This window comes from Actinacidiphila bryophytorum, from assembly GCF_016916835.1.
GTDB classification, from domain to species: Bacteria; Actinomycetota; Actinomycetes; order Streptomycetales; family Streptomycetaceae; genus Actinacidiphila; species Actinacidiphila bryophytorum.
This window is the reverse complement of sequence record NZ_JAFFIX010000017.1, coordinates 1-22,529: the sequence shown is the minus strand read 5'-3', so window position 1 is coordinate 22,529 and position 22,529 is coordinate 1. Positions and strand designations below refer to the sequence as shown.

Sequence of the window (22,529 nt, the reverse complement as noted above, 5' to 3'; positions counted from 1 at the left end):
AGGGGTGAACGATCTCCACGACACCGACGGCGGCACCGACGGCGGACCCGGCCGGCTGATCCTGCTCACCACCAGCCACCGGATCGCGCCCGGCCAGCTGTCCTGGCCGGCCTGGCGGGCGCTGCAGGCGGCCGACCGGGTGCTGTGCCCGGACCCGGGACACCCGCAGCTGCCCTTCCTGCGCGAGGCGGGCGTCACCGTCGAACTGGCGGCGCCCACGGGCCGAGAGCTGGCGGAGGCCGCGTCCGGCGGCCGTACGGTGGTGTATCTGCCCGCGGGCGGCGGCGAGGGCGACCGCGCGGTCACGGACGAGCTGGCCAGGCTCGGCGGCTCGGGGCTGGTGGCCATGCCCGACCTGGAGCTGCTGCCCGGGTCGTACGACCTGCCGGGCGCGCGGCTGCTCGACCTGGTGCAGGTGATGGACCGGATCAGGGCCGAGTGCCCGTGGAGCAGCCTGCGCACCCACGAGGACCTTGCCAAGTACGGCATCGAGGAGATGTACGAGCTGGTCGAGGCGATCGAGGAGGGCGACCGGGAGGCGGTGCTCGAGGAGCTGGGGGACGTCCTGCTCCAGGTGGTCTTCCACGCGGCGATCGCCGAGGGCGACCCGGACGAGCCGTTCGGGATCGACGACGTGGCGGCCGGCCTCGTCGCCAAGCTGGTCCACCGGCACCCGCACATCTTCGGCGACGAGGTGGCCGAGACGCCCGAGCAGGTGCAGGCCAACTGGATACGGCTCAAGGGCGTCGAGAAGTCCCGCGAGTCGGTCACCGACGGCGTCCCGCTGGCGTCGCCCGCACTTGCGCTGGCCGCCAAGCTCGCGGGCCGCGCCCGTGGTGCGGGACTGCCGCTGCCGGTCACCCCGCCCGCCCCGCTCTACGACGACGAGGCCGCGCTCGGCGACCACCTGCTGGCCGAGGCCGCCGCGGCCCAGTCGGCGGGCATCGACCCGGAGGCGGCGCTGCGGCACGCGGCCCGCCGCTACCGGTCCGCCATACGCGAGGCGGAGGCCGGCGGTGGAATTGGGCAGGCGGGTGAGGCGGAGGCCGGGGGCGGCGCACGGGAGGAGCCGGAGGAGTAGGCCGGTTCACGTACCGTCGGGGCATGACCGACCGCGCCGCCATGCCCGAGCTGTTCACCTGGGAGTTCGCCACCGACCCCTACCCGGCCTACGCCTGGCTGCGCGAGCACTCCCCGGTCCACCGCACGACGCTGCCCAGCGGCGTCGAGGCCTGGCTCGTCACCCGCTACGGCGACGCCCGCGAGGCGCTCGCGGACCCGCGGCTGAGCAAGAACCCGGTGCACCATGCCGAGTCGCCCGGCGCGCGGGGCAAGACCGGCATCCCGGGGGAGCGCAGCGCCGACCTGATGACGCATCTGCTCAACATCGACCCGCCCGACCACACCCGGCTGCGCCGCCTGGTGTCCAAGGCCTTCACCCCGCGCCGGGTCGCGCTCTTCGAGCCCCGGGTGCGGCAGCTGACGGACCGTTTCGTGGACGGCTTCGCGGCCCGCGGCGAGGCGGACCTGATCCACGAGTTCGCCTTCCCGCTGCCCATCTACGCCATCTGCGACCTGCTGGGGGTGCCGGCCGAGGACCAGGACGACTTCAGGGACTGGGCCGGGATGATGATCCGGCACGGCGGCGGCCCGCGCGGCGGCGTGGCCCGCTCGGTCAAGCGGATGCGCGCGTATCTGGTCGAGCTGATCCACCGCAAGCGCGCCGAGCTGACCGCGGGGGACCCGGCAGGCGCGGACGGCGCTGCGGGGGCCGGTACGGGCAGCGGTGCGGGCGACGACCTGATCTCCGGTCTGATCCGGGCGAGCGACCACGGCGAGCACCTGACGGAGAACGAGGCCGCGGCGATGGCCTTCATCCTGCTCTTCGCGGGTTTCGAGACCACGGTCAACCTGATCGGCAACGGCATGCACACGCTGCTGACCCACCCCGGCCCGCGCGTGGAGCTGCAGGCCTCGCTGGCCCGCGGCGAGAGCGCCCTGCTGGAGAGCGCGGTCGAGGAACTGCTCCGCCACGACGGCCCGGTCGAACTCGCCACCTGGCGCTATGCGACGGCCGCGCTGACGATCGGCGGGCAGCCGGTCGCGGCGGGCGACCCGGTCCTCGTGGTGCTGGCCGCAGCCGACCGCGATCCCGCGCGTTTCACCGAGCCGGACACCGTAAACCTCGCACGGGCCGACAATCCGCATCTGGGGTACGGACACGGCATCCACTACTGCCTCGGTGCCCCGCTGGCCCGGCTGGAGGCAAGGACAGCGCTGTCGACGCTGCTCACCCGGCTGCCCGACCTGCGGCTCGCCGCGGATCCCGCTGACCTGCGCTGGCGCGGCGGCCTGATCATGCGCGGACTGCGGACCCTGCCGGTGGCCTTCACCCCCGGTGCGGCACAGGCGAACTGAGTACCCGTCAAGGCCGTGACCGCGACGTGACGAGCGCTACATCGACTTGTGATCCCCCCGTCAACACCGCTACGTTCTGCGGTCAGCGCGAGGCACGTACGGCTCGCGGGACGCGCCGCTCCCCACGCAGCGCGGCACTTGCCGGTGACGGCGGTCCGCGCGGGCGCGTAAGGCTGTGAAGAAAGGCGACCGCATGCTCTCGTCAGGGAACGGCAGGCACCGACGTCCCCGCCAGGCCCCAGCGGCCATGGTGACGGTGGCGGCGACCGGCGCGGGACTCGCGCTGCCGCTGCTGGGTGCGGGAGCCGCGCACGCCGGTGAAGCCGGCCCCTGGGACAGGGTCGCGATGTGCGAGACCGGCGGCCTGTGGAACGCAGACACGCACAACGGCTTCTTCGGCGGGCTCGCCATCACCGAGGACACCTGGCGCCAGTACGGCGGCACGGTCTACGCCCCGCTGCCCGACCTGGCCTCCAGGGCGCAGCAGATAGCCGTGGCCGAGAAGATCCTCGCCGACCTCGGCCCCGACGCGTGGCCCGGCTGCGAGCCGAGCCCGGGCGCCGCCAAGCACACCGGCGAGCCGCAGGACGACCAGGGCGACGACGGCGGCGCGACGGCCACCCCCGCGCCGGCCACCACGGCCGGTACCGGCACCTCCTCGGACACCGGAAGCCCCGCCGCCACCGGGACGCCGACCACCCCCACCGACCCGTCGGCCACGACCACGCCCACCGACCCGTCGGCGACGGGCACGGGGACGGCGACCACCCCGCCGCCGGCGGCCGGGACACCGACCGCCCCCGCGACGGGCACGGCGACTCCCGCGCCCACCGACCCCGGCACGCCCGCTGAGGGCACCGCTCCGGCGACTCCGACGACCCCTCCGGCCGCCGGTACCCCCACCGAGGGCAGCGGCCGCCACGCGCGCCCGTACAGCCCTTCGGACGAGGCGCTGGCCGCGGCCGACCGGGCGACCCGTACCGAAACCACCGGGCTCACCGCGAACACCCCGGATGCCAACGACCCCGGCAACACCGGCAATACGGACACGAGCGCCGTCACGGATCCGGGAAGGTACAAAGTGGGCGCCGGCGACTCGCTCTCCGGGATCGCGGCCGATTTCGACGTCACCGGCGGCTGGCACCGCCTCTACGACGTCAACCACCAAGTGATCGGCGACAATCCAAACCTCATCAAACCCGGACAGATCCTCGACCTCGGCTGAGCCGCGGCACTCGGGAAGCCGAACGGCCGTGCCGCGCAAGCCCGGTGACAAAACGGACGTACGGTATTTCCGTGCCGCGCGGCGATGTGACAAGGCTCTCGCCGAAGCTGTGACCGGCTGCTCGCTCCCTGCTGAAATGCGGCCGTCCGACCTGCGGGTTCTCCCAGTCGCCGAATCGCTGACGGCAGTTGGCGCCCGAAACGCGAGTGTTTGTTCAACGGGGTCCGGTGTGCTTAACGTCTAAGCGCTCGCCACAGCGGGCCCCGCCGGAGCGGAACGCCGAGTCCTGCCGCCGCGCCCGACGGGAACAGTCGACGCGAAAGCGCCGCAGGCAGGAGCGGGGGACCCACGGTCTTCCGCCGGACCACAGGCATGACGCCGCGCAGCACGGACAGCACCTCGCTGCGCGCGGCACGCCACCGGTCCGGCTCGGGGTGAAGCCGGGCATCCGCGTCCTTGTCGCGGTGCCGGCCGGGCAACTCACGTCCGAACCCGACAGCTGACCTCGTAGGCGTCGGTGAGGGACACACACATGGGTAAGCACCGTCGTGCCTCGAAGATGGTCCGTTTCGCCACGTTTGCCGGTGTTGCCGGCACCGCCGTCGCCGTTCCGCTGATCGGCGCCACGTCCTCCTCGGCCGCCTCCGTGGCCACCTGGGACGCCGTCGCCCAGTGCGAGTCCGGTGGCAACTGGTCGATCAACACCGGCAACGGCTACTACGGCGGCCTGCAGTTCTCGCAGTCCAGCTGGGAAGCGGCCGGCGGCCTGCAGTACGCCTCCCGCGCCGACCTGGCCACCAAGGACCAGCAGATAGCGGTCGCCGAGAAGCTGCTCGCCATGCAGGGCCCCGGCGCCTGGGCCTGCGCCTCGGCCGGCGGCCTGACCGCGGGCGGCCCGTCGCCCGACATCAACCCCGGCGGCTCCTCCACCCCGGCCAAGAGCACCTCTGCCAAGAGCACTCCGGCCAAGAGCGCTCCGGCGAAGAAGGCCGCCAAGCCGGCCAAGCACTCCGCCTCCGACTGGCAGCGGCACTCCGGCCGCAAGGGCGACTACACCGTCGTCTCCGGCGACACCCTGTCCGGTATCGCCAAGAGCCACCACGTGTCCGGCGGCTGGCACAAGCTCTTCGAGCTGAACAAGGACAGCGTCAAGGACGCCGACCTGATCTACCCGGGCCAGCACCTGCACCTCGGCTGACCGCCCGGCGGAACCTCACCGACCGGCCGGGTACGCGGCATGCCCCCGGGGCGCCGCGTGCCCGGCCGGTTTTCCGTCTCAGGGGCCGGGCCGGGAACCGGTACGGGCGCCCGAGGCGGTTAGGCTCGTCCCGGAAAAGACGAGAAGACATCATCTGAAGGAGACAACGTGCCGTCCATCGACGTCGTCGTAGCCCGGGAAATCCTCGACTCGCGAGGCAACCCCACCGTCGAGGTCGAGGTCGGCCTCGATGACGGCAGCACGGGCCGTGCCGCAGTTCCGTCCGGCGCCTCCACCGGCGCCTTCGAGGCCCTCGAACTCCGCGACGGCGACAAGAACCGCTACCAGGGCAAGGGCGTCGAGAAGGCCGTCCTCGCCGTCATCGAGCAGATCGGCCCGGAGCTGGTCGGCTACGACGCCACCGAGCAGCGGCTGATCGACCAGGCGATGTTCGACCTGGACGCCACCCCGGACAAGTCCTCGCTCGGCGCCAACGCCATCCTCGGCGTGTCGCTCGCGGTCGCGCACGCCGCCTCCGAGGCCTCCGACCTCCCGCTCTTCCGCTACCTCGGCGGCCCGAACGCGCACGTGCTGCCGGTCCCGATGATGAACATCCTCAACGGCGGGTCGCACGCGGACTCCAACGTCGACATCCAGGAGTTCATGATCGCGCCGATCGGCGCCGAGTCCTTCTCCGAGGCGCTGCGCTGGGGCGCCGAGGTCTACCACACCCTCAAGGGCGTGCTCAAGACCCGCGGCCTGTCCACGGGTCTGGGCGACGAGGGTGGTTTCGCGCCGAATCTCGGCTCCAACCGCGACGCGCTCGACCTGATCATCGAGGCGATCAAGCAGGCCGGCTACACCCCCGGCCAGGACATCGCGCTCGCCCTGGACGTGGCCGCCTCCGAGTTCTACAAGGACGGCAAGTACGAGTTCGAGGGCAAGCAGCGCTCGGCCGCGGAGATGACCGAGTACTACGAGGAGCTGGTCGGCGCCTACCCGCTGGTCTCCATCGAGGACCCGCTGTTCGAGGACGACTGGTCCGGCTGGAAGGTGCTCACCGACAAGCTCGGCGGCAAGGTGCAGATCGTCGGCGACGACCTCTTCGTCACCAACCCCGAGCGCCTGCAGAAGGGCATCGACAATGCCACGGCCAACGCGCTGCTGGTGAAGGTCAACCAGATCGGCTCGCTGACCGAGACCCTGGACGCGGTCGAGCTGGCGCAGCGCAGCGGCTACAAGTGCATGATGTCGCACCGCTCCGGCGAGACCGAGGACGTCACCATCGCCGACCTGGCCGTCGCCACCAACTGCGGCCAGATCAAGACCGGTGCGCCCGCCCGCTCCGAGCGCGTCGCCAAGTACAACCAGCTGCTGCGCATCGAGGAGATCCTCGACGACGCCGCGGTCTACGCCGGCCGCAGCGCCTTCCCGCGCTTCAAGGGCTGACGCAGCAGGCGGTCCGCGCCGCCGCAGGCGCCGCTGTGCCCGTACGTCCCCGTACCCGGTCCCGTACCGCGGGCGGGGACGTACCGGCGTACGGGAGGGCGGGGCAGTATGTTCGTGCCGTGGGACGTACGTACGTCCCACCGGAACGCACGAGGGGAGCGACGGCGTGGGGTCCGACCGGTTCTCCACCGCGGCCCGGCTGAAGGCCATCGGGCAGGAGGCGCACGCGCGGGTCTACCGTGCCGCCGCGGCCCGGCGCCCGGCCCGCCGCAACAAGCTCACCGGGCGGGCGGCGCTGCTCGCGCTGGTGCTGTGCTCCCTGGTGATCGCGCTCGCCTACCCGATGCGGCAGTACATCGCCCAGCGCGCCGACATCGCCGACCAGCGCCGCGAGGCGCAGCAGGCGCGGCAGAAGGTCGACGAGCTGCGCGAGCAGAAGGCCCGCTGGCAGGACCCGGAGTACGTCCGCACCCAGGCACGCAAGCAGCTGCACTATGTGATGCCGGGTGAGGACGGTTACTCCGTGGCCCGCCCCGCACCCACAGCGGGCGCGCAAGGCTCGGCGCACAGGAGCGCCGGCAGCCCGGGCGACAGCGGCAGCCAGGCGGACGCGGCAGCCCACCGGCCCTGGTACGCGAACCTGTGGGACGGCGTCGACCATGCGGACGCCGCCGCGCCGCCGCGGCACTGACCCCCGCGTCCGGCCACCGGACGGCCGGAGACGGCCACGAGACACAGAACGGCACATGAACTCCTCCCAGCACAACCCCGCCCCCGCCACCCCCGCGGACGCCGCCGCCGTCAGGGCGCAGCTCGGCCGCCCGCCGCGGGGCCTGCGCGCGGTCGCGCACCGCTGCCCGTGCGGCAATCCCGACGTGGTCGAGACCCAGCCCCGGCTGGAGGACGGCACACCCTTCCCGACGCTGTACTACCTGACGTGCCCGCGGGCCGCCTCGGCGATCGGCACGCTGGAGGCCGACGGCGTGATGAAGACGATGACCGCGCGCCTGGCCGAGGACCCGGAGCTGGCGGCTGCCTACCGCGCCGCCCACGAGGACTACATCGCCCGGCGCGACGCCGTCGAGGTGCTCGAAGGCTTCCCGAGCGCGGGCGGCATGCCCGACCGGGTCAAGTGCCTGCATGTGCTGGTCGGCCACTCGCTGGCCGCCGGACCCGGCGTCAACCCGCTGGGCGACGAGGCGCTGGCGATGCTGCCCGACTGGTGGGCCAAGGGGCCGTGCGTGCCCCTGCAGCAGGACGCCGCGGACGCCGCGGACGCCGCGGGCGCCGCCACCGACGACACCGCCGGGGCCGGCCCGGCCGAGGAGACCTCATGACGACCCGGGTCGCCGCCATCGACTGCGGCACCAACTCGATCAGGCTGCTGGTCGCCGACGTCGACCCGCGCACGGGCACGCTGAAGGACCTGGACCGGCGGATGCGGATCGTCCGGCTCGGCCAGGGTGTCGACCGCACCGGGCGCCTTGCGCCCGAGGCGCTGGAGCGCACCTTCGCCGCCTGCCGCGAATACGCGGCGGTGATCGCTGAATACGGCGTCCCCGCATCCCGCGTCCGCTTCGTGGCCACGTCCGCGTCGCGCGACGCGGACAACCGCGACGACTTCGTGCGCGGTGTGGTGGACCTGCTCGGCGTCGAGCCGGTGGTGATCAGCGGCGACCAGGAGGCGGCGCTGTCCTTCACCGGCGCGACCCGTGAACTGACCGGGGAGCACGGGCTGCTGACGCCGTATCTGGTGGTGGACATCGGCGGCGGGTCCACCGAGTTCGTGCTCGGCTCCGACCGGGTGAGCGCGGCCCGCTCGGTCGACGTCGGCTGCGTGAGGATGACGGAGCGTCACATCGTGTGCGACGGCGTCCCGGTGGACCCGCCGACGCCCGGGATCGTCGCGGCGATGACCGCCGACATCGACGCGGCCCTTGCCGAGGCGGCCGTGACGGTGCCGATGGACCAGGCGCGGACCCTCGTCGGCCTGGCGGGGTCGGTCACCACGGTGGCCGCGATCGCGCTCGGCCTGCCCGCCTACGACCCCGCCGCGATCCACCACGCCAGGATCGGCATCGACCAGGTCAGGGCGGTCACCGGGCGGCTGCTGGCGGCCACCCATGCCGAGCGCGCGGCCATTCCCGTGATGCACGAGGGCCGGGTCGACGTGATCGGTGCGGGCGCCCTGGTGCTGCTGCGGATCATGGAGCGGACGGGGGCGGCGGAGGTCGTGGTGAGCGAGCACGACATCCTCGACGGCATCGCTTTCGCCGCGGCCGACGGGTCCGCGGAAAAAGCTTTGTGAAACTCTTCACATGAAGTTCCCGCTCTGCGGCCCAATTTTCCCAGGCTCGGCCGTGGCGGGACCCGCAGAATCCTTGGTCGCGCTGTGTTTCAGCGGTGTGACGGACGCCCTGCCGGCCATTGAACACCGGACGATCCGTGCTGCTCAGCGCCCGGGGCAACGGTGCCCGGCGCTGTGTCACGGGTACGGGTCACGTCGTGCCTGGTCGCGAAACCGCGCAGGATAGCACAGGGTGTCCAGCACCTTGTGAAGGGGCTCACGAGGTACCCCCCTGCGGGTGCTGGATACTCGATGCATGAGCACCACGGAGCGTCCACGGATCCTCGTAGTAGGCGGCGGTTACGTCGGCCTGTACGCGGCGCGTCGCATCATGAAGAAGATGCGGTACGGCGAGGCGACCGTCACGGTCGTCGACCCGCGCTCGTACATGACGTACCAGCCCTTCCTTCCCGAGACGGCAGCAGGCAGCATCTCCCCGCGTCACGTCGTCGTCCCGCTGCGGCGCGTGCTGCCCGGGGCCGAGGTGCTGACCGGGCGGGTCGTCGACATCGACCAGGACCGCAAGGTCGCCACGGTCGAGCCGCTGGTCGGCGAGTCCTACCAGCTTCCCTTCGACTACCTGGTGATGGCGCTCGGCGCGGTCTCCCGGACCTTCCCGATCCCGGGCCTGGCCGAGAACGGCATCGGCATGAAGGGTGTCGAGGAGGCGATCGGCCTGCGCAACCACGTGCTCGAGCAGCTGGACAAGGCCGACTCCACGACCGACGAGGACATCCGCCGCAAGGCGCTGACCTTCGTCTTCGTCGGCGGCGGCTTCGCGGGTGCGGAGACCATCGGCGAGGTCGAGGACATGGCGCGCGACGCCGCCAAGTACTACCCGAACGTCAAGCGCGAGGACATGCGCTTCATCCTGGTCGACGCCGCGGACAAGATCCTCCCCGAGGTCGGCCCGCAGCTGGGCAAGTGGGGCCTGGAGCACCTCCAGGAGCGCGGCATCGAGGTCTACCTCAGCACCTCGATGAAGTCCTGCGTGGACAAGCACGTGGTCCTGGCCAACGGCCTGGAGATCGACGCCTCCACCATCGTGTGGACCGCGGGCGTCAAGCCCAACCCGGCGCTGGCCAAGTTCGGCCTGCCGCTCGGCCCGCGCGGCCACGTGGACACCGCCCCGACGCTCCAGGTTCGCGGCACCGACTACATCTGGGCCGCGGGCGACAACGCCCAGATCCCCGACCTCGCGGCCGGCGAGGGCGCCTGGTGCCCGCCGAACGCCCAGCACGCGCTGCGCCAGGCCAAGGTGCTCGGCGACAACGTGATCTCCGGGCTGCGCGGCTTCCCGCAGCAGGACTACAAGCACGCCAACAAGGGTGCGGTCGCCGGCCTCGGCCTGCACAAGGGCGTCGCGATGATCGTGGTCGGCAAGGCCAGGATCAAGGTCAAGGGCCGGCTGGCCTGGTACATGCACCGCGGCTACCACGGCATGGCGGTGCCGACCTGGAACCGCAAGATCCGGGTCTTCGCCGACTGGACGCTGGGGATGTTCCTCAAGCGCGAGGTCGTCTCGCTCGGCGCCATCGAGAACCCCCGCGAGGAGTTCTACGAGGCCGCCCGCCCGGCGCCGGCTGCGGCCGTCGTCCCGCAGCCGAAGGCCGCCGAGACCGAGAAGGCCGGCGCGGCCTGACGCCGCGGGGCGGCGCGAACCGCCCCCTTTCCGACGCCGTAAGGGCGCCCGCCATCCGTGGTGCGGGCGCCCTTACGGCGTTGCGGCACCGGGGCAACCGCCGTCCGGGCGAAGTGCGTGTATCCGCAATGTAGATTTGCGGGTCAACGGCGGTTTTCAGTCGTACGCTCAGAAGCATGGCTGACGCGGCTCATCGCATCTTCGAACTCGCCGAACACGCCCTCTCCAGACCGTTCCCGCTGCGCGTACGCGCCTGGGACGGCAGTGAGGCCGGGCCGTCCGGCACACCTGTCCTGGTCTTCCGCCGGCGCCGCGCCCTGCGCCGGCTGCTGTGGCGCCCCGGCGAACTGGGCCTGGCCCGCGGGTGGGTGGCCGGTGACCTCGCCGTGGACGGCGACCTCTACGAGGCGCTCGACCGGCTGTCCGGGCTGCTGTGGGAGCGGGACGAGCCCGACCCGGCAGCCGCGGGCGGCATGGTGCGGACCGCCCGCCGGGTCGCCGAGCGGCTGGGCGACCCGGCCAGCTACCGCCTGGTCCGCGAGGCGCTGACGCTGGCAGGAGCCGGGCTGCCGCCCGCACCGCCGCCCGAGGAGGTGCGCAGGCGCACCGGTATCGCGCACACCAAGCGGCGCGACAAGGCGGCCATCGCGCACCACTACGACGTCGGCAACGACTTCTACGCGCTGCTGCTCGGCCCGAGCATGGTGTATTCGTGCGCGGTGTGGCCGGATGAGGACACCACCCTTGAGGCTGCGCAATATGCCAAGCTCGACCTGGTCTGCCGCAAGCTGAGCCTGCGCGAGGGCCAGCGGCTGCTGGACGTCGGCTGCGGCTGGGGCTCGATGGTGCTGCACGCGGCCGAGCACTACGGGGTCCGGGCGACGGGCATCACGCTGTCCGTGGAGCAGGCGGCCTTCGCGCGCAAGCGCGTCGCCGAGGCGGGCCTGACCGGCCGGGTCGACATCCGGGTGCAGGACTACCGGGACGTCCCCGACGGCCCCTACGACGCGATCTCGTCCATCGGCATGGCCGAGCACGTCGGCAGCGAGAGGTACCTGGAGTACGCGCGCACGCTGTACGGCCTGCTGCGGCCGGGCGGACGGCTGCTGAACCACCAGATCGGGCGGCGGCCGATGCGCGACGAGGAGGCGTACCGCATCGACGAGTTCATCGACCGCTACGTCTTCCCCGACGGCGAACTCGCCCCGGTCGGCGTGACCGTGGCCCGCCTGGAGGAGGCCGGCTTCGAGGTGCGGGACGTGGAGGCACTGCGCGAGCACTACGCGCGGACCCTGCGCGCCTGGGTGGCCAACCTGGAGGCGCACTGGAACGCGGCGGCCCGGGCGACGAGCGTCGGCAAGGCCAGGGTCTGGCAGCTGTACATGGCAGCGTCTGCACTCTCGTTCGAGCGCAACCGGATCGGCGTCAACCAGGTGCTCGCCGTGCGCACGGACACCGGCGGCGCGTCCGGGATGCCGCGCACCCGCAGCGGCTGGCTTTCCTAGAACCGGCCATGACGCGCCACCGCAGTGGCCGCCTTGGTGTGTTTGTCGTGGTTGGGGGAGCGATTTCACGTCACTTGTGCGGGGCAACTGTGGACGCGGTGTTGACGTCCTGGACAGCCGGGCTTGTCCGAAGGGGCCGCTGATCCGCTGTCAGGGACCCCTAAAATAAGACAACATGACAACTGAGGCGCCCTGTTGCGATGCGCCGTCCCCGATACGCTTTTCTCTGCGCCCCGCCGGCCCGGATGGTGGAACGCAGACACGGCGAGCTTAAACCTCGCTGCCCCACAGTGGGCGTGCCGGTTCAAGTCCGGCTCCGGGCACCCACCCCAGGGTGGCTGGTCCGCGAGAAGGGCGGGAAAGGGCGTACAACGCCCCGGAACGCCGGGCGACGCGGCCGCACCGTGGCAGTACCGGCTCTTCCGCACCACCGGTTCGACACCGCACAGCCCAGCACAGCACGGCGTCGTATGACGCGCTGTTCCCGGCAGAGTCGGCCGGCCGTTCGCGGCCGGCCGCGCGGCCCGCGAATGCCGCCGCCGCAGCCCCCGTAGCAGGCGCCGGGCGGAGCTTCCCCTTACGCCCGCGACATATGGCGAACGATCACGTGTAACTCCGCGCTGCCACAGTCCCCTGCGCCAGTAGTGAAAGGGGACATGACAGATGACCCAGTTCAATCGACGTGCCTTCCTGCGTGCCGTCGGCGCGACGGGCGGGGCGGGCGCCATGCTCGCCACGATGGGGGCACTCGGCCTCACCCCCACCGCGCAGGCCGCGTCCAGCGAGGCGGCCTTCCGCGCGCCGCGCAGGGGCGACTTCACCCTCACCGGCCGGGCCGCCGCCAAGGTGGTCGTGCTCGGCGGCGGCATAGCCGGCCTGACCACCGCCTACGAACTCGGCAAGGCGGGCTACGACTGCACGGTCCTGGAGGCGCGCGACCGCCCGGGCGGCCGCAACTTCACGGTCAGGGGCGGCGACAGCACCACCGACCTGTACGGCAACCACCAGACCGCACGCTTCTCCGACGGCCAGTACATGAACGCGGGACCCGCCCGCATCGCCCAGTGGATGGTCACCCTGGACTACTGCCGCGAACTGGGCGTGCCCATCGAGGTCTTCACCAACGTCAACGCCGACACCTACCTCTACAACGAGTCCGCCGGCATGACGGCGCCGATGCGCTACCGAGCGGCGAAAGCCGACGTCTTCGGCTATGTGACCGAACTCCTGGCCAAGGCCTCCGACCAGGGCGCACTGGACCAGGCGCTCACCTCGGCCGACCGGGAACGCCTGATGGAATTCCTCAAGGACTACGGGGACCTCGGCAATACCCTCGAATACACCGGCAGTTCACGGCGCGGCTATTCGCAGTGGCCGGCCGCCGCCGGTACTCCCGGCGTGGTCAACGGCGACGTGCCCAGCGCCTCGGACATTTTCGCCTCGGGAGTCGGCCGGTATTTCTCCTTCGAGTTCGAATTCGACCAGGCCATGCTGATGTTCCAGCCGGTCGGCGGTATGGACCGGATACCGCACGCGCTGGCCGGCGCGATCGGCAGCCACAAGGTCCGCACCGGCTGCGCCGTCACCCGGATCACCGACCAGCCGCACGGCGTGAGCGTGACCTACACCCAGGGCGGGCGCACCAGGGTCCTGGACGCGGACTACTGCGTGGCCGCGATGCCGCCCAACATCCTCGCCAAGGTGCCGCACAACCTCGGCGCCGACGTCCAGGCCGCCCTGCAGGCCATCACGCCGTCCTCGGCCGCCAAGATCGGCCTGGAGTACCGTTCCCGCTGGTGGGAGACCGACCACCGGATCTACGGCGGCATCACCGAGACCGACCTCGACGTCACCCACATCTGGCACCCGTCCTACGGCTTCCACGGCGAGCGCGGTGTGATCATCGGCTACTACAACACCGGCTCGCACGCGGACTCCTACGCGCCGCTCACCCCCAAGGAGCGCGAGGCCCGGGCGGTGGCGGCGGGCGTCAAGATCTACGGCGAGAAGTACCGCAGCGAACTGGCCACGTCCTTCTCCCACCACTGGCGCCAGTTCCCCTACCAGGAGGCCGCCTGGCACAGCACCCCCGGCGGCCCCGACCACGCCAGGTACAAGCCGCTGAACGAACCCACGGGCCGCGTCTACTTCGCCGGCGACTGGCTCAGCTACATGGACGCATGGCAGCACGGGGCGTTCAGTTCGGCGCGCAAGGCGGTCACCGCGCTGCACCAGCGGGTACTCGCCTGACGGCGCCCTGAGGCCTCTCAGGCGCCGCTCCGAGGCTGTTCCGCGGCGCCTGAGGGCATCCTCCCGCCGGTCCTGCGGGCATGTCTCCGCCTCAGGCGTGCGGGGCGGCCCGCAGCCGTCCTGCCGACGCCACGGTGGCGGCGGCCTCGCGCTCGCTCAGGCCGGTGTGCACCGCGGCCGTCACCAGGGCCGGTGCGAGGGCGTCGCCGAGACCGGCGTCGTAGGCCCGGCAGGCGGCCCAGAACAGCCGCCCGTTGCGCTCCCCCTCGCGGGAGTCCAGGACGAAGCGCACCAGGGCTGCGGCCCGCTTCTCTGCCGGATGGCGCGGACCTGCCGCGTGCCGGGGCTCGTGGTCGTACGGCGAGGGCGGCGGAGCGGCGAGCCGCAGCAGCTGTGGGGGAGCCGCCGCGAGCGGGAGGTCGGCGCTGCCCGGGGCGAGCAGATAGCGCCCCGCGACCGTGCGCGACCCCGGGCCGACCACGTAGCCGCCCTCGCCGCGTACGTCGATGCCCGGGCCGAGCCGGCCCGCCGAGTTGGGCACCGGGCCCGGTGCCGTCAGCCACAGGTGGCGGCCGCCGCTGGGGGTGAGCACCGTGACGGTGGCGGGCACGGTGAAGCGGTGGGTGTCGGCCAGTGCCTGGAGCGCGCCTACGCCGTCGGCGCCGTGCTTGACGTCGAGGTCGAGCCCGATCAGATGCAGCGGCCCGCGCCCGCACGCCACCCCGTAGCCGGTGGCCCAGGGAGCGACGGCGAAGAGGGCGCGGATGCGCTCGGGGTCGGTGGTCGCGTCGTACACGCCGTGCCCCGGCCTGCCGCATTCGCCGCGGCACATGGCCGCGGAGCGCGGCTCGTCGCGGTGCGGGGAGCGGACGGCGGGCAGCTTCGTACGGGACAGCGGGATGACGGGCAGACCGCGGGCGGCGGTCAGCAGGGCCGCGTGCAGGGCGCGGGTGTGGTCGGGGCGTGCCATGGCCTGCTCCCTGATGTTCGAACGCATGTTCGTCTGCACCCTTCAGTGATACCGCGCCCGAGCGCCACCGTCCACCGCGTATCGCTCCCGGGCGTGGCGCGCGACGGCGCTCCCGGGCGCACGGGGAGGCGGGCATATCGCCACGGGGTGCGTGCGAACCGGCATCCGGGGAAGATCACCTTCCGGAGGCCAGTCGTCTTTTTGCCAAGCCATTACTCTTGACGCAGAGCTGCAGGACGCGGCCATGGAGGAGTGAGATGAGGAGCAGCAACCCGGTCTTCTCCCGGCGGGGTTTCACCCGCGGGAACGACTACGCGGGCTTCGAGGCGCAGGGCGCCCGCGGCGCCCAGGGGGTGCCCGGCGGCTTCCCGCAGGGCGGCAACCCCTACGCCCAGGCGCCGCGCAACCCCTACGACCAGCCGCAGCCCCTCACCGCCGAGGGCATGGAGCAGATGTACGCGGCCCCCGCCGCGGGACCCGCGCAGACCGGCCGGATGACGATCGACGACGTCGTCACCCGCACCGGCATGACGCTCGGCACGGTCGTGGTCGGCGCGGTCCTCGGCTGGGTCGCGATTCCCGACAACGTCGGCCTGGCCGTGGGCGCGGCCCTGATCGCCTTCGTGCTGGCCATGATCCAGGCCTTCAAGCGCCGGCCCGTACCCGCGCTGATCCTCGGCTACGCCGTCTTCGAGGGCGTCTTCCTCGGGGTGCTCAGCCGGGCCTACAACGAGGCATGGCAAGGCGCCCCGGTCCAGGCGGTGCTGGGCACCATGGCGATCTTCGCCGGCATGCTCATCGCCTACCGGGCGCGCATCATCCGGGTCACCGCCCGCTACCAGCGGATCGGCCTCGCCGTCGCCATCGGCTTCGTCCTGGCGATGCTGGTCAACCTGCTCTTCGCCGCCTTCGGCAGCTCCGACGGCCTGGGGCTGCGCACCGGCCCGCTCGGCATCGTCTTCTGCCTGCTCGGCATCGCGCTGGGCGCCTTCTTCCTGTCCCTGGACTTCAAGCAGGTCGAGGACGGCATCAGGGGCGGCGCCCCGCAGCAGGAGTCCTGGCTGGCGGCCTTCGGGCTGACCCTGTCGCTGGTGTGGATCTACCTGGAGCTGCTGCGGCTGATCGCGATCCTGCGCGACTGACCGGGCGGGCCGCACGGCCCGCTGCACGGCTCAGCAGGCATCGCCGGACGGGCTGCCGGGAAGCGCCGCTTCCCGGCAGCCCGTCGGCGTGGTGTGGGGTGCGGGCGGGCTCAGAGCAGGTTGCGGGCGGCCCGCCGCAGGTCGTACTCGTGGACGATGGCCTTCGCGTGGCCGTAGGAGAGGTCGTGCTCCGAGCGGAGCCAGCTGACCTTCTCGTCGAAGCGGAAGAAGGACGGCCCGTCGGCGAGGGCGGACAGCCAGTCGCTGACCTCGCGGCCGGTGCAGTGCGGGATGCGGTCGAGCAGATTCCGGTGGGTTTCCTCGGAGAAGTGCGTTTGGGACATCGGCGCCTCCGGTATGTGGTCCGGTCACCCCACCGTGCCCGAGAGGTCGTGCGTTGGCAACCATCGCGGACGTGCGGATATGGGTGCGAGGCTGACTCCCGTACCCCGGTAGGGTCGCGTCATGCCGGAGCGCAGCGACCAGAACGCGGACCAGGACCCGGGCCGCAACGGCAGCCCGCACCACGATCCGCACGTCGACCCGCGCGCCGATCTCGACTCCGCGGTCCAGCGGCTCGCGGGGCGGCTGCGCGCCCTTCCGCAGCGCAGGCTCCGGTCCGGCGCCGCGGCGACGGGTCTGGAACTCGCCCGCTGGCTCGCCCGCGAGGCGCAGCTGCTGGAGTTCCCCGGGCGCGAGCCGTACGTGATGCCCGACGACGGCGTCTTCGTGGTGGGCGACCAGCTGGCCCTTGCCGGGCGGGAGCTGGTCGCGGTGGCGCGGCTGCCCCAGCACCGCGGACTGCTGGCCGAGGCGCGCGAAAGGGTGGCGCGGGCGGCCAGGGCCGTCGACTAGCCGGCCGCCGTAAGGAGAGGGCTACAGGGAGGCGACGACCCGGTCGGCGAGCACGTAGACGCTCTCCTCGCCGAAGGCGAAGGTCAGCGCATAGGCGCCGGCTATTGCCGAGCCGCCGCGCAGCACGGGTATGTCACCGCGGTCCAGGGCGTCGCACAGCCGCAGCGCGGTCTCGCGGTGACCCGGCGTCATGCACAGCGTGGTGCCGTCGGCGAACACGTAGACGTCGAGGGTGCCGAGTGGTCCGGGCCTGACGTCGGAAAGCGGCACCCTGGCGTCGGCGAGGTCGGCGAGCCGTTCCGCGGTCTGGTCCTGGGAGGCGACGACCGGAGAGGGCGCGTAGTCGGGGCCCGACGGGTGCGGGATCGCGCCCGGCGCGGACAGCGTCGCCTCGGGGGCCTCGGCTGCGTCGGCTTCGAGCGCGGCCTCGTAGGCGGCGTCGAGACCGGCGAAGTCGGCCTGCCGGGGCAGGTAGGGCAGCACGGGCGGCACCTCGTAGTCGGCGCCGGCCGTCGGGGCGTCGGCGCCGGTGCCGTAGAGCCCGCCGCGGAAGAGCGGTGTGTCGCCCGCGGTCTCGCGGGCCTCCTGCTCGGCCCAGAAGGCGCGGGCCTCGGCGAGTTCGCGCTCCCGCTCGTCGGCCAGTGCGTCGGCGACGGCGGCCCTGATGTCACCTGCCGTGGCGCGCTGCTCCGGCAGGCGCAGGCCCGCCAGATCCTGGCGCAGGGCCGACAGCTCGCGGCGTACGCCACGGGCGGAGAGCAGAGCGGCGGAACCCGCCGCCACGGCGAAACCCGCGGCGACCAGCAGGACGGTGAAGTTGGCACTCACTGACGTTCTCCCGACTGACGCGACCCGAGCAATGCCCACCTGAACAGTGGACGAAACTTCCCCCTCACATCACTGTGCCGGTAAACCCCTGGCCTCTGCAGTGCGGAAAGTCATGAGTTGGGTGGTTCTGGGATGCTGTCCTGATTTTGTATGCGGGGTCTGACCTGCGAAAAAGCGTCGCCCCCGGGAAAAATCACATCCCGGGGGCGATTTGATTGCGACTTACGTCACAACTCTGCGTTACGGAGTCAGCCGGTGGCGGAGGGTCACGAAAGGCGCTCGATGACCATGGCCATGCCCTGGCCGCCGCCCACGCACATGGTCTCCAGGCCGAACTGCTTGTCGTGGAACTGCAGGCTGTTGATCAGGGTCCCGGTGATACGCGCGCCGGTCATGCCGAAGGGGTGGCCGACGGCGATGGCGCCGCCGTTGACGTTCAGCCGGTCCAGGTCGATGCCCAGGTCGCGGTAGGACGGGATGACCTGCGCGGCGAAGGCTTCGTTGATCTCGACCAGGTCGATGTCGCCGATCGACATGCCGGCCCGGCGCAGCGCCTGCTGCGAGGCCTCGACGGGGCCGTAGCCCATGATCTCGGGGGACAGCCCGGAGACCCCGGTGGAGACCACCCGGGCCAGCGGGGTGATGCCCAGCTCGCGCGCCTTGGTGTCGGACATGACCACCAGCGCCGCCGCGCCGTCGTTGAGCGGGCAGCAGTTGCCGGCCGTGACCGTGCCGTCGGGCCTGAAGACCGGTTTGAGGCCCTGGACGCCCTCCAGGGTCACACCCGGTCGCGGGCCGTCGTCCGCGGCCACCACGGAGCCGTCAGGCAGCGTCACGGGGGTGATCTCGCGCTCCCAGAAGCCGTTCTTCAGCGCCTGCTCGGCCAGGTTCTGCGACCGGACGCCGAACTCGTCCTGCTCCCGGCGCGTGATGCCCTTGGCCGCCGCCAGGTTCTCCGCCGTCTGCCCCATCGCGATGTACGCGTCGGGCAGCAGCCCGTCCTCGCGCGGGTCGTGCCAGCCGGCCCCGCTCTGCTCGGCCCGCTCCGCGGTGCGCGCGATGGCGTCGCCGAACAGCGGGTTCATCGTGTCGGGGAGGCTGTCGGAGTTGCCCTTGACGAAGCGCGACACCATCTCGACGCCCGCGGAGACGAAGACGTCGCCCTCGCCGGCCTTGATCGCGTGCAGCGCCATGCGGGTGGTCTGCAGCGACGAGGAGCAGTAGCGGGTGACCGTGCAGCCCGGCAGGTGGTCCATGCCCATCTGCACGGCGACGATCCGGCCCAGGTTGAAGCCCTGCTCGCCGCCCGGCAGGCCGCAGCCCAGCATCAGGTCGTCGATGTCGTGCGGGTCGAGCTGCGGCACCTTGGCGAGCGCCGTGCTGATGATCGTGGCGGCCAGGTCGTCCGGCCGCAGGTCCTTGAGCGACCCCTTGAAGGCGCGGCCGATGGGCGAACGGGCGGCTGAGACGATGACGGCTTCGGGCATCGCGACACTCCTCGGCGAGCTGCGGGCGGGGGTGGTGCTGTGGGTGCGTGCGTGCGTGTGTGGTGCGTGCTGCGGCGGCTCCGCGGACCCTCGGGAAAGTTACCGGTACGTACCGCAGCGAGTCACCAGCCTGCCGCTGTGATGCGGGCTACTTTCTGAGCGCTTGCTTACCCGATGCTACGCCCGTGCCCCGCGGATGCGGCAGCCACGCCGGGCGGTCGTCATGCCGTGCCGGCCCGCGGGCCGGCACGGCAGAGCGATGCGCTAGGCCGAGCGGTGGGCTGCGCTCTCCTCGCCCGCGGCGTCCCCCGCGGCCTGCTCCGGGTGCTCGTCCGGCAGCAGCCGCCTCCTGCGCCGCTTGATGAGCACCCAGCGCCCGCGCGGCCCCGACACCGCGTCCTGTGCCGCGGTGACCTCGGTGCCGCCCTCGGCCGCCGCCTCGGCCGCCGCCTGCGCGACCGGCAGGAAGCCCTCGCCGCGCCGCACGTCGGGCCGCTCGTCGGCCAGCGGCCACACGCCGAGCGCCGCACACAGCGTCGGCAGTACGGCCATGGCGGCCGTCGCATACCCCTCGGCCGAGGGGTGGTAGTTGTCAGGGCCGAACAGCTCGCGCGGCCTGGCCTCGAACTCGGGACCCAGCAGGTCGCCCAGCGAGACCGTGCGGCCGCCCACGCCCACCACCGCGATGGTCTGCGCCGCGGCCAGCTGCCGGCTCATCCTGCGGGCCAGCCAGCGCAACGGCTGGTAGACCGGCTCGACGGACCCCAGGTCGGGACAGGTGCCGACGACCACCTCCACGCCGGCCGCGCGCAGTCGGCGTACCGCGTCCGACAGCAGCCGCACCGACGTCGCGGGCGGCATGCGGTGGGTGACGTCGTTGGCGCCGATCATGATCACCGCCACGTCCGGCGGCGGCACCGCGGGGTCGAGCACCAGCTCCACCTGGCGCGGCAGGTCGTCGGACTGGGCGCCCGGCAGCGCGACGTTGACCAGCTTCACCGGCCGCTCTGCCACCGCCGCCAGCCCCGAGGCCAGCAGGGCGCCAGGGGTCTCGCGCGCCCGGTGCACGCCCTGCCCTGCCGCGGTGGAGTCGCCGAGGAAGACCAGCCGCAGCGGCGGCTCCCCAGTGCGGTGCGCGAACGCGGACCCGTAGCGCCCGTCGGCCCGCGGCGGAACGTCGGCGGAACCGCCCACGACCCGCTTGGCCAGCCGCACCTCGGCCAGCACCAGGCCGACCGCCGCCCCGCTCAGCAGGCTGATCCCGCCACCGCCGAACGCCGCCGCGGTCGCGATCCGCCGTGCCACCCTCGCCCTCGCCATCGAGCCCGCTCACCTCCTGTCCACCAGCCGGTACAAGAACCTGTTGCCCCGAACAACACCCCCGGCAACGTCAACGGTGTCCGCAACGTCCACGTTTCGCTCCGGTTGCCGCGCACCACCTAGGCTGACCCCACCATCACGGAGAACCCGGAGACACTACGGTGCAGTTTCACGACTCGATGATCAGCCTCGTCGGCAACACCCCGCTGGTGAAGCTCAACAGTGTGACGGCGGGCATCCAGGCCACCGTCCTGGCCAAGGTCGAATACTTCAATCCCGGCGGTTCTGTGAAGGACCGCATCGCCCTGCGGATGATCGAGGCCGCCGAGCGCAGCGGCGAGCTCAAGCCGGGCGGCACCATCGTGGAGCCCACCTCGGGCAACACCGGTGTGGGCCTGGCCATGGTCGCCCAGCGCAAGGGCTACCACTGCATCTTCGTCTGCCCCGACAAGGTCTCCACCGACAAGATCAACGTCCTGCGTGCGTACGGCGCCGAGGTCGTCGTGTGCCCGACGGCCGTCGACCCCGAGCACCCGGACTCGTACTACAACGTGTCCGACCGCCTGGTGGCCGAGACGCCGAACGCCTGGAAGCCCGACCAGTACAGCAACCCCAACAACCCGCTGTCTCACTACGAGTCCACGGGACCCGAGCTGTGGCAGCAGACCGACGGGCGCATCACCCACTTCGTGGCGGGCGTCGGCACCGGCGGCACCATCTCCGGCACCGGCCGCTACCTCAAGGACGTCAGCGAGGGCCGCGTCCAGGTCGTCGGCGCCGACCCCGAGGGCTCGGTCTACAGCGGCGGCTCCGGGCGGCCCTACCTGGTCGAAGGCGTCGGCGAGGACTTCTGGCCGACGGCCTACGACCGGGACGTCGCCGACGAGATCGTCGCGGTCTCCGACAAGGACTCCTTCCAGATGACCCGGCGGCTCGCCCGCGAGGAGGGCCTGCTGGTCGGCGGCTCGTGCGGGATGGCGGTCGTGGCCGCGCTCAAGGTCGCGGAACGGCTCGGCCCTGACGACGTGGTCGTCGTCCTGCTGCCCGACAGCGGCCGCGGCTACCTGTCGAAGATCTTCAGCGACGAGTGGATGAGCTCGCACGGCTTCCTCGACGAGGGCGAGGGCGAGGCGCGCGTCGCCGACGTCCTGGCGCACAAGGACGGCGGCCTGCCGCAACTGGTCCACATGCACCCGGACGAGACGGTCGGACAGGCCATCGAGGTGCTGCGCGAGTACGGCGTGTCGCAGATGCCGGTTGTCAAGCCCGGCGCCGGCCACCCCGACGTCATGGCCGCCGAGGTGATCGGCTCGATCGTGGAGCGCGACCTGCTGCACGCGCTGTTCACCAAGCGCGCCACGCTGGACGACCCGCTGGACAAGCACCTGTGCCCGCCGCTGCCGCAGGTCGGCTCCGGCGAGCGGGTCGCCGACCTGATGACGGTGCTCGAAGCAGCCGACGCGGCGATCGTGCTGGTCGAGGGCAAGCCGACCGGCGTCGTCAGCCGCCAGGACCTGCTGGCGTTCCTGGCCGGGCACACCGGGGCCTGACGCGGTACGCACGGCGCCCGCCCCGCGGCCGCCTGCCGCTCCGGCCGGCTCCGGAGCGGTGGGGATTCGCGGAACTGGTACACCCGCGACACGTACGCGCAGCACGGGCTTAACAAGCGTCCGGCAGATTGGGTGATGTCGAAAGGGCAGGTGGTCAACCGGCCCGGACGGCACACATACGGCGCCAAGGACCTCCGGAGCGGCTCCCGGACTCCATGGTGACCCGGACGCGCCCGCCCGGTCCTGACCCGGCCCGCGTCCCTCGCGGGGACCGCCGTCGTCCCGCCCTCCGGACTCGCTCCGGGGGTGCGGCGGTCCCCGCGACCAACGTCCTAGGCCTTAG

The 22,529-nt window shown here is 72.2% G+C and carries 19 protein-coding genes, 1 tRNA gene and 1 riboswitch; of the genes, 15 read left to right on the top strand and 5 right to left on the bottom strand.

What is annotated here, in order from left to right; genetic code table 11:
- Window positions 1-4: 4 nt before the first annotated feature.
- The 12 genes from JT723_RS22860 (at window position 5) to JT723_RS22805 (ending at window position 14,034) form a co-directional block, all read left to right on the top strand.
- Entirely contained in the window at window positions 5-1,081 is a 1,077-nt protein-coding gene (locus JT723_RS22860) for a nucleoside triphosphate pyrophosphohydrolase (protein WP_205046631.1), read from the top strand.
- A 23-nt stretch (window positions 1,082-1,104) separates the two neighbouring features.
- Window positions 1,105-2,418, top strand: coding sequence for a cytochrome P450 family protein (locus tag JT723_RS22855; RefSeq protein ID WP_205046630.1), 1,314 nt, complete (start codon window positions 1,105-1,107; stop codon window positions 2,416-2,418).
- A 247-nt stretch (window positions 2,419-2,665) separates the two neighbouring features.
- Window positions 2,666-3,643 (top strand): LysM peptidoglycan-binding domain-containing protein, encoded by a 978-nt coding sequence (locus JT723_RS22850; RefSeq protein WP_240166050.1) that lies wholly within the window; start codon window positions 2,666-2,668, stop codon window positions 3,641-3,643.
- 313 nt (window positions 3,644-3,956) lie between these two features.
- A riboswitch (cyclic di-AMP (ydaO/yuaA leader) is annotated at window positions 3,957-4,172 on the top strand.
- Between the two features lie 3 nt (window positions 4,173-4,175).
- Window positions 4,176-4,841, top strand: coding sequence for a transglycosylase family protein (locus JT723_RS22845; protein WP_205046628.1), 666 nt, complete (start codon window positions 4,176-4,178; stop codon window positions 4,839-4,841).
- A 168-nt stretch (window positions 4,842-5,009) separates the two neighbouring features.
- Window positions 5,010-6,290, top strand: a complete 1,281-nt coding sequence (eno, locus tag JT723_RS22840; protein ID WP_205046627.1) for a phosphopyruvate hydratase — start codon at window positions 5,010-5,012, stop codon at window positions 6,288-6,290.
- Between the two features lie 166 nt (window positions 6,291-6,456).
- A complete protein-coding gene (locus JT723_RS22835) occupies window positions 6,457-6,981 on the top strand; it encodes an FtsB family cell division protein (protein ID WP_205046626.1) in 525 nt (174 codons plus the stop codon).
- A 55-nt stretch (window positions 6,982-7,036) separates the two neighbouring features.
- Entirely contained in the window at window positions 7,037-7,627 is a 591-nt protein-coding gene (locus JT723_RS22830; RefSeq protein WP_240166049.1) for a DUF501 domain-containing protein, read from the top strand.
- Complete coding sequence (locus JT723_RS22825; protein WP_205046625.1) at window positions 7,624-8,598, top strand: Ppx/GppA phosphatase family protein; 975 nt, start codon at window positions 7,624-7,626, stop codon at window positions 8,596-8,598. The genes JT723_RS22830 and JT723_RS22825 overlap by 4 nt, the downstream gene beginning before the upstream one ends.
- Window positions 8,599-8,893: 295 nt before the next feature.
- The gene (locus JT723_RS22820) at window positions 8,894-10,279 is read left to right on the top strand and encodes an NAD(P)/FAD-dependent oxidoreductase (protein ID WP_205046624.1); all 1,386 of its coding nucleotides are present in this window, start codon (window positions 8,894-8,896) and stop codon (window positions 10,277-10,279) included.
- A gap of 176 nt (window positions 10,280-10,455) precedes the next feature.
- Window positions 10,456-11,784, top strand: a complete 1,329-nt coding sequence (locus tag JT723_RS22815) for an SAM-dependent methyltransferase (RefSeq protein ID WP_205046623.1) — start codon at window positions 10,456-10,458, stop codon at window positions 11,782-11,784.
- Between the two features lie 239 nt (window positions 11,785-12,023).
- Window positions 12,024-12,107: transfer RNA gene (locus JT723_RS22810), tRNA-Leu, on the top strand.
- A 403-nt stretch (window positions 12,108-12,510) separates the two neighbouring features.
- On the top strand, window positions 12,511-14,034 hold the full coding sequence (locus JT723_RS22805) for a flavin monoamine oxidase family protein (RefSeq protein ID WP_205046739.1): 1,524 nt from the start codon (window positions 12,511-12,513) through the stop codon (window positions 14,032-14,034).
- A 91-nt stretch (window positions 14,035-14,125) separates the two neighbouring features.
- Here JT723_RS22805 and JT723_RS22800 read toward each other — a convergent pair whose 3' ends face one another.
- Window positions 14,126-15,031, bottom strand: a complete 906-nt coding sequence (locus JT723_RS22800; protein ID WP_240166048.1) for a bifunctional DNA primase/polymerase — start codon at window positions 15,029-15,031, stop codon at window positions 14,126-14,128.
- A gap of 230 nt (window positions 15,032-15,261) precedes the next feature.
- On the opposite strand from JT723_RS22800, the gene JT723_RS22795 reads away from it, so the two are divergent.
- Window positions 15,262-16,146 carry a Bax inhibitor-1/YccA family protein gene (locus JT723_RS22795; RefSeq protein WP_205046622.1) on the top strand — a complete coding sequence of 295 codons (885 nt, stop codon included), beginning with the start codon at window positions 15,262-15,264 and terminating at the stop codon, window positions 16,144-16,146.
- Window positions 16,147-16,256: 110 nt separating this feature from the next.
- On the opposite strand, the gene JT723_RS22790 is transcribed toward JT723_RS22795, so the two are convergent.
- On the bottom strand, window positions 16,257-16,490 hold the full coding sequence (locus JT723_RS22790; RefSeq protein WP_073497922.1) for a DUF4287 domain-containing protein: 234 nt from the start codon (window positions 16,488-16,490) through the stop codon (window positions 16,257-16,259).
- A 121-nt stretch (window positions 16,491-16,611) separates the two neighbouring features.
- Between JT723_RS22790 and JT723_RS22785 the strand changes: the two genes are divergently transcribed.
- Window positions 16,612-17,001: a hypothetical protein gene (locus JT723_RS22785; protein ID WP_307794103.1), complete on the top strand. Its 390-nt coding sequence runs from the start codon at window positions 16,612-16,614 to the stop codon at window positions 16,999-17,001.
- 21 nt (window positions 17,002-17,022) lie between these two features.
- On the opposite strand, the gene JT723_RS22780 is transcribed toward JT723_RS22785, so the two are convergent.
- From JT723_RS22780 to JT723_RS22770, 3 genes are all read right to left on the bottom strand, one after another.
- Entirely contained in the window at window positions 17,023-17,829 is an 807-nt protein-coding gene (locus tag JT723_RS22780; protein WP_251512968.1) for a hypothetical protein, read from the bottom strand.
- Between the two features lie 266 nt (window positions 17,830-18,095).
- The gene (locus JT723_RS22775) at window positions 18,096-19,316 is read right to left on the bottom strand and encodes an acetyl-CoA C-acetyltransferase (protein WP_205046621.1); all 1,221 of its coding nucleotides are present in this window, start codon (window positions 19,314-19,316) and stop codon (window positions 18,096-18,098) included.
- 264 nt (window positions 19,317-19,580) lie between these two features.
- A complete protein-coding gene (locus JT723_RS22770) occupies window positions 19,581-20,636 on the bottom strand; it encodes an SGNH/GDSL hydrolase family protein (RefSeq protein WP_205046620.1) in 1,056 nt (351 codons plus the stop codon).
- A 161-nt stretch (window positions 20,637-20,797) separates the two neighbouring features.
- Between JT723_RS22770 and JT723_RS22765 the strand changes: the two genes are divergently transcribed.
- Window positions 20,798-22,186: a cystathionine beta-synthase gene (locus JT723_RS22765; protein WP_205046619.1), complete on the top strand. Its 1,389-nt coding sequence runs from the start codon at window positions 20,798-20,800 to the stop codon at window positions 22,184-22,186.
- The last annotated feature ends 343 nt before the right edge of the window (window positions 22,187-22,529 follow it).

Coding starts and splice junctions, on each gene's coding strand:
- JT723_RS22855 (WP_205046630.1), top strand. CDS start 1,105: ATGACCGACCGCGCCGCCATGCCCGAGCTGTTCACCTGGGAGTTCGCC.
- JT723_RS22850 (WP_240166050.1), top strand. CDS start 2,666: ATGGTGACGGTGGCGGCGACCGGCGCGGGACTCGCGCTGCCGCTGCTG.
- JT723_RS22845 (WP_205046628.1), top strand. CDS start 4,176: ATGGGTAAGCACCGTCGTGCCTCGAAGATGGTCCGTTTCGCCACGTTT.
- JT723_RS22830 (WP_240166049.1), top strand. CDS start 7,037: ATGAACTCCTCCCAGCACAACCCCGCCCCCGCCACCCCCGCGGACGCC.
- JT723_RS22825 (WP_205046625.1), top strand. CDS start 7,624: ATGACGACCCGGGTCGCCGCCATCGACTGCGGCACCAACTCGATCAGG.
- JT723_RS22820 (WP_205046624.1), top strand. CDS start 8,894: ATGAGCACCACGGAGCGTCCACGGATCCTCGTAGTAGGCGGCGGTTAC.
- JT723_RS22815 (WP_205046623.1), top strand. CDS start 10,456: ATGGCTGACGCGGCTCATCGCATCTTCGAACTCGCCGAACACGCCCTC.
- JT723_RS22805 (WP_205046739.1), top strand. CDS start 12,511: ATGCTCGCCACGATGGGGGCACTCGGCCTCACCCCCACCGCGCAGGCC.
- JT723_RS22800 (WP_240166048.1), bottom strand. CDS start 15,031: ATGCGTTCGAACATCAGGGAGCAGGCCATGGCACGCCCCGACCACACC.
- JT723_RS22795 (WP_205046622.1), top strand. CDS start 15,262: ATGAGGAGCAGCAACCCGGTCTTCTCCCGGCGGGGTTTCACCCGCGGG.
- JT723_RS22790 (WP_073497922.1), bottom strand. CDS start 16,490: ATGTCCCAAACGCACTTCTCCGAGGAAACCCACCGGAATCTGCTCGAC.
- JT723_RS22785 (WP_307794103.1), top strand. CDS start 16,612: ATGCCGGAGCGCAGCGACCAGAACGCGGACCAGGACCCGGGCCGCAAC.
- JT723_RS22775 (WP_205046621.1), bottom strand. CDS start 19,316: ATGCCCGAAGCCGTCATCGTCTCAGCCGCCCGTTCGCCCATCGGCCGC.
- JT723_RS22770 (WP_205046620.1), bottom strand. CDS start 20,636: ATGGCGAGGGCGAGGGTGGCACGGCGGATCGCGACCGCGGCGGCGTTC.